Below are 5519 nucleotides of genomic sequence, written 5' to 3'. Positions count from 1 at the left end.
CGGCGGCGCTCGTCCCCGCCGACGCGCCCCGTCCGGCCGCCGCGCGTGCCCCCCCACGCCGCGGGCGGGCGCCCCCGCCGGGGCGCCCCCGCCGCCCCCGGGGCCGGGGGCGCCCCCGGCCCGCCGGCGCGCCCGCCCGCCGCCCGCCGGCGCGGGCACGCGCCGCACGGCGGCCCGTGGCGGCGCGTGCCCGCCGGTGCGGGCGGTGGCGGTGGCGTGGTGTCGACGCGGGTGTGCGGGTGCACCACCGGCATCCCGGGAGGCGGGACGACCATGGTGGGTGCCGCGTCCGCGCGGGTCGGACGGGTCGCCGGCGTCCACTGGCGGGCGTGCGGCAGGGCCGTCGCGCTGTCGCCGCCCAGCGGGCCGATCCGGGCGAGGATCTCGCGCGGGGTGGGACGGCGGGCCGGGTCCTTGGCGAGGCAGTCGGCGATCAGGGCGCGCAGGGCCGGGTCGGTCACCGCGTCCACGTCGGGGGCGTTGTGCACCACGCGGTAGAGCAGCGCGGGGGTGGGGCCGGCGCCGAAGGGGTTGGCGCCCGTCGCCGCGAAGGCCAGCACCGCGCCCAGGCAGAACACGTCGCCGGCCCAGGTGACCTCGTCGCCGTTGACCTGCTCGGGGGACATGAACCCCGGGGAGCCCGCCATGTGCCCGGTGCCGGTGAGGGAGTCGGCGTCGGCGCTGCGGACGATGCCGAAGTCGATGACGCGCGGCCCGTCCTCGGCGAGGAGGACGTTGGAGGGCTTGAGGTCGCGGTGGACGAGGTGCGCCGCGTGGATCGACACCAGCGCCTCGGCCAGCCCGGCCGCCAGCGCGAGCACCGCCCGCGGGTCGAAGGGCCCCTGCTCGGCGACCGCGCGCTCCAGCGACGGCCCGGCGATGTAGCTGGTGACCAGCCAGGGCAGGGAAGCGTCCGGGTCGGCGTCGACGACCGGGGCGGTGAAGGCGCCGCTGACCATGCGGGCGGCCTGGACCTCGCGGCGGAATCGGTCGCGGAACTCGGGCCTGCGCAGCAGCTCGGGGTGGACCACCTTGACCGCGACCAGCCGTCCGCCCGGTGAACGCCCGAGGAAGACCCGGCCCATGCCGCCCGCGCCCAGCCGGCTCAGCAACCGGTACTCCCCGACGGAGCGCGGGTCGTCCGGCTCCAGCGCTGACACAGATGCCTCCCTGCGTGCGATCTTGACCCCCGTCGCCGGTCCAGCATAGGGGGGCCGTCAGCGTGGCTGAGCCGGCGAACTTCTCGATGGCGGCCGGGGCCACCGGGGTGAAGAGATTGACCAGATTGCCGTCCTCGGGAACGGCACGGTCGGGATGACCCTCGTCGGTCACGAGCCCGGTGAGGCGTCCACCGTGGTGCCGCTGACCGGGCTGCCGCCGAGCCGCGTCCTGGTGGCCCGGCGCGAGGCCGACCACCAGGACCCGATGATCCGCTCCTTCGTCCGGACGGCGGTCGCCGCGTACGACGTCCGCCGCGGACCGTCGGCGCGGTGGTCCCGGAACGGGCCGGCCAGAAGGCGAACCGTGAGCGGCGCGGCCAGGCCTCCGGCCTCCGGCCTCCGGCCGACAGCTCTGCGGTAGTCGTAACGTGGTCGAACGCCGCGTCAACCGCGTCTACTTGGGGTCGCGGTTGAACTGTGCCGTCGACCAGCGGTAGCCGAGGAGCGTGAGGCCGAGGCACCAGGCCATGGCGATCCACCAGTTGTTGCCGATCTCGGTGCCGAGAAGGAGTCCGCGCAGCGTCTCGATGGCGGGCGTGAACGGCTGGTACTCGGCGATCGGCCGGAACCAGCCGGGCATGGTGTCGGCCGGGATGAAGGCGCTGGAGATGAGCGGCAGGAGGATCAGCGGCATGGCCATGTTGCCGGCCGCCTCGGGGTTCGGACTGGCCGCGCCCATCCCGACCGCGATCCAGGTGAGTGCCAGGGCGAACAGCGTGATCAGCCCGAAGGCCGCGATCCACTCGAGTGCTGTGGCGTCCGTGGACCGGAAGCCCATCGCCACACCGACGGCGCCGACGAGGACCACGCTCATCAAGCACTGCAGTACGCCGCCGACGACATGCCCGACGAGCAGAGAGCCCCGGTAGATCGCCATGGTGCGGAAGCGGGCGGTGAGACCCTGGGTCATGTCCACGCAGACGGACACCGCGGCCCCGATCACGGTGCTGCCCACGGTCATCAGCAGCAGGCCGGGGACGATATAGGCGATGTAGTCGGAGCGGTCCGCGCCGCCACCACCGATACCGACGCTCATCACGTCGCCGAAGATGTAGACGAAGAGCAGCAGCATCATGATCGGCGTGAGCAGCAGGTTCAGGGTCCCGGACGGGTACCGCCACGCGTGCAGCAGGTTGCGCCGCAGCATGGTGTTCGAGTCGCGTACAACGTCGGAGAGGGAGCTCATCGGGCGGTCTCCATGAACTGGTCGGGGACGTTGGCGGGGCCGGTGAGGGCGAAGAACACGTCGTCCAGGTCGGGGGTGTGCACGGTCAGCTCATCGGCCTCGATTCCGGCCGAGTCCAACCGGTCGAGGATGGAGCGCAGCGCGCGCTGGCTGCCGTCGCTGGGCAGCTGCAGCGACAGCGCCTCGTCGTCCCGGGTGACGTCGCGCAGTGCGACGACGGCGCTCTGGTACGCGGAGGGGTCGGCGAAGCGGAGTTGGACGTGGCCGCCGGGGATGAGCCGTTTGAGCTGATCGGCGGTACCCTCGGCGACGATCTTGCCGTCGTTCAATACAGCGATACGGTCCGCGAGTTCGTCGGCCTCCTCCAGGTACTGGGTGGTCAGGAAGACGGTGACGCCGCCCGTGACCAGCTCGCGGATGATCTGCCACATGTTGTGGCGGCTGCGCGGGTCGAGGCCGGTGGTCGGCTCGTCGAGGAAGATGATCCGGGGGCCGCCGACCAGCGTCATGGCGATGTCGAGGCGCCGCCTCATGCCGCCGGAGTAGCTCTGGGCGGGCTTCTTGGCGGCCTCCACCAGGTCGAACCTCTCCAGCAGTTCGGCGGCGACCCGCCGTCCGACGGGCTTGGACAGGTGGTGCAGGTCCGCCATGAGGAGCATGTTCTCCTCGCCGGTGATCAGCCCGTCCACGGCCGAGAACTGGCCGGTGACCCCGATTGCCGCCCGCACCCCGGCGGGTGCCGCGGCGAGGTCGTGGCCCGCGACCTGGGCCTGCCCGCCGTCGGCGGCGATGAGCGTGGACAGGATCTTCACGACGGTGGTCTTGCCGGCACCGTTCGGGCCGAGCAGCGCGAATACGGACCCGGCCGGGATTCGCAGATCGACCCCGTCGAGCACGACCTTGTCGCCGTACGACTTGCGCAGGCCGACGGTGGAGACAGCGGCGGGCGCGTGTAGTCCGCCACCCGTGATGGATGTGGGCATGACAGAAGAAGGCACGGGCCCTCCCGTTCGAAGGATGACTCGAGGAATGACTCGAGGAATGACTCGAGGAATGACTCGAAAGATGAAAGGGATGAAAAGGACGGGGAGCTGGATTGAGTGGAGCGAGAGCCCGTCAGGCGCCGACGGGCGGCACCCACTCCACGATCTGGACCACTACACCGTTGGGGTCGAGGAGTTGCAGCACCCATTCACCCCACGGCTCCTGGCGCAACGGCATCAGGATCCGCGCGCCCTCCCGCCGCAGCCGCTCGTGTTCGGCTGCCAGGTCGGTGACCGTGAAGGACACCATCACTTCGGCGTGCGCGGCGGGCTGCTGCCCCGGACGCGGCTGCGTGTCGCATCGGTCGCATCGGCTCACGACGAGGTCGGTGGCCGCGTCGTCGCGTGAAAGGTGGATGACGTCGTCGGTCACCAGCACCTCCCGGAAGCCGAGATGGCTGGTGAAGAACCGGCTCGACGCCGCCGGGTGGCCGACGGTCAGCAGCACCGCCGACGCGATGATGTTCATCCGCTGGGTTCCTTCCGCGTTGCCCGCCGCCGTCACGGTCAAGCATCGACGCTGTCGACGGGCGCATCAACGACGTATCGTGCAACGTCGGTTAACACAGCGATTCACGATCGGGGGCGGCGGGCGTGGAGCTGCGGGAGATACAGATCTTCCTGGCCTTGGCGGAGGAGCTGCATTTCGGCCGGACGGCGGACCGGTTGCACGTCACTCCCGCCCGCGTCAGCCAGGTCATCAAGAAGCAGGAACGTGCCATTGGCGCCGAACTGTTCAAGCGGACCAGCCGCAACGTCCAGCTGACACCCGTCGGGGAACAGCTGAGAGACGGCCTGGGCGCCGGCTATCGGCAGATCCAGGAAGCACTGGCCGCCGCTGCCACCGCCGGCCGGGAGATCACCGGGGAAATCCGCGTCGGCTACTCCGCCGCGTGGTGCGGCAACCTCGTCGTGGCGGCGGCCGACGTCTTCCGGGCCCGTCATCCCGACTGCGTGGTCCACATTCAGGACTCCCAGCTGCACGACCCGGTCGGGCCGTTGCGCGACGGCAGCCGCGACCTCCAGCTGATCGAGCTGCCCATCGACGAGCCGGACATCGTCAACGGCCCGGTGCTCTTCTCCGAGCCCCGCGCCCTCGTCGTCCCCGCGGGACACCCGTTCGCCGAGCGGGAGACCGTCTCCCTGGAGGACCTCGCCGAGGCCCCGATGATCACCGTCACCGGACAGCCCGAGTACGTCCTCGACCTCCACTACCCCCGCCGCACACCGAAGGGCCGGCCCATCCCGCGCGGTCCGTCGACCACAGCCTGGCAGGAAGTGCTCGCCCTGGTCGGCGCGGGCAAGGGAGTCTCCCCCACCTCCGCACGGGCGGCGCACTACTACTCCCGCCCGGACATCGCCTACGTCCCCTTCTCCGACGCCCCGCCGGTGGAGTACGGCCTCCTGTGGCCGGCCAGGGGGAACACCCCGAAGGTGCGCGCGTTCGTCCGCACCGTCGTCGAAACGGCCGCCCTGCAACGGGTGCGGCCTGTTCCGGACGAAGGGCCCTAGGTCCGCGTCCACTTCTGGGACGCCGTGCCGGACCCGCAGGTCTGGGTGTCGACGCCCGGGCCGAAGGCCAGGTCGAGGCAGCCTCCGCTGAAGACGCTCCGGAGCGTGGAGCCGGACCCGGCCCGCCACAGGAGCGCGGTGCTGTTGGTGGCGCAGTCACCGGTGAGGACGGCCTGGCCCTTCGTGTTGGCGCTCAGGCAGGAGCCCGACTTGTTGACCACCTTGACCGCGCCGTTCCCGGCGCTCCGGAAGGTCCAGTGGGCGGCCATGTCCGTGCAGAACCCGGTGTCGGCCCTGTTGAGGACCTGGATGAGGCACTTGTCCTCCTCGCCGTTCTTGAGGCCGAAGTAGCCGGAGGCGGGCGGGTCCTGGTCCGTGTCACCGGACCCGGATCCGGACCCCGCCGACCCGTTGGAGCCCGCCGAACCACCGGAACCACCGGAGCCTCCGGAGCCGCCGGAACCACCCGCGCTGCCGGAGCCGCCCGAGCCGTCCGTGTCGTCGGCGCCCTCCGCACCGCCCCCGCTGCCGGCACCGGCGGTCGCGCCGGAACGGCCC

7 protein-coding genes are annotated in these 5519 nt (G+C 71.8%); 2 read left to right on the top strand and 5 right to left on the bottom strand.

Annotated features, from left to right (window positions below):
- A partial coding sequence (locus DMH12_RS36835; RefSeq protein WP_260474477.1) for a serine/threonine-protein kinase occupies positions 1 to 1160 on the bottom strand: 1160 nt, incomplete at its 3' end.
- Between the two features lie 154 nt (positions 1161 to 1314).
- Between DMH12_RS36835 and DMH12_RS40610 the strand changes: the two genes are divergently transcribed.
- The gene (locus DMH12_RS40610) at positions 1315 to 1581 is read left to right on the top strand and encodes a hypothetical protein (RefSeq protein ID WP_399190147.1); all 267 of its coding nucleotides are present in this window, start codon (positions 1315 to 1317) and stop codon (positions 1579 to 1581) included.
- A gap of 33 nt (positions 1582 to 1614) precedes the next feature.
- Here the strand turns inward: DMH12_RS40610 and DMH12_RS36825 are convergent, their stop codons facing one another.
- The 3 genes from DMH12_RS36825 to DMH12_RS36815 form a co-directional block, all read right to left on the bottom strand.
- Positions 1615 to 2406 (bottom strand): ABC transporter permease, encoded by a 792-nt coding sequence (locus DMH12_RS36825; protein WP_125495644.1) that lies wholly within the window; start codon positions 2404 to 2406, stop codon positions 1615 to 1617.
- Positions 2403 to 3389 (bottom strand): ATP-binding cassette domain-containing protein, encoded by a 987-nt coding sequence (locus DMH12_RS36820; RefSeq protein ID WP_125495643.1) that lies wholly within the window; start codon positions 3387 to 3389, stop codon positions 2403 to 2405. The genes DMH12_RS36825 and DMH12_RS36820 overlap by 4 nt, the downstream gene beginning before the upstream one ends.
- A gap of 133 nt (positions 3390 to 3522) precedes the next feature.
- On the bottom strand, positions 3523 to 3918 hold the full coding sequence (locus tag DMH12_RS36815) for a VOC family protein (protein WP_125495642.1): 396 nt from the start codon (positions 3916 to 3918) through the stop codon (positions 3523 to 3525).
- A 125-nt stretch (positions 3919 to 4043) separates the two neighbouring features.
- Between DMH12_RS36815 and DMH12_RS36810 the strand changes: the two genes are divergently transcribed.
- Positions 4044 to 4961, top strand: coding sequence for a LysR family transcriptional regulator (locus DMH12_RS36810; protein WP_125495641.1), 918 nt, complete (start codon positions 4044 to 4046; stop codon positions 4959 to 4961).
- Here DMH12_RS36810 and DMH12_RS36805 read toward each other — a convergent pair.
- The coding region (locus tag DMH12_RS36805; RefSeq protein WP_148107583.1) for an RICIN domain-containing protein at positions 4958 to 5519 on the bottom strand (562 nt) is incomplete at its 5' end. The genes DMH12_RS36810 and DMH12_RS36805 overlap by 4 nt on opposite strands.

The sequence above is a fragment of the Streptomyces sp. WAC 04229 genome (genome assembly GCF_003947455.1).
Lineage (GTDB): Bacteria > Actinomycetota > Actinomycetes > Streptomycetales > Streptomycetaceae > Streptomyces.
The sequence above is the reverse complement of the archived record's forward strand: the minus strand, read 5'-3'. Positions and strand labels throughout refer to the sequence as shown.